A 435-nucleotide genomic window follows, 5' to 3' on the forward strand; every position below is an offset into this window, starting at 1 on the left:
TGCGACATCGGTGATGCCGGAGCCGCCTTGGGCGGATGTATTGCCCTCTGCGTCGAGATCGTTGCCCAAGGCATCGCCGGTAATCGTCACGCTCCCCAGTCCGGACGTCGATCCGTCGATAATTACCGCATCGGTGATTTCCAGTTCGCCCTCAGTCAGCCGGATGACCGGCTGGCCTTCGCCAAAGAACACCGTGCTGTCGAAAGTGATCGTGTCGGGTTCAGTTCCATTTTCCAGACTATTGGCAAAGTCAACCGCCTCTCGCAGGGAGGTTTCACCGTCAAAGGGATCATCGATATCTGCAGCCGTTGTGACGACAAGACCCGGCGTTTCCACCTGAAGCTCCACGGCACCGGCATCAACGGAGCTGCCATCATTGACGCCCAGGGCGTCGACGTTCCGGTCTTCGCCCCGGGCGTCCTCTTCCAGCGGGCC

At 60.2% G+C, this 435-nt stretch carries 1 protein-coding gene; it reads right to left on the reverse strand.

From position 1 onward, the window contains the following. On the reverse strand, positions 1-435 hold a 435-nt coding region (locus E1297_RS00615; protein ID WP_155132641.1), incomplete at both ends, for a CSLREA domain-containing protein.

This window comes from Roseibium sp. RKSG952 (genome assembly GCF_009711355.1).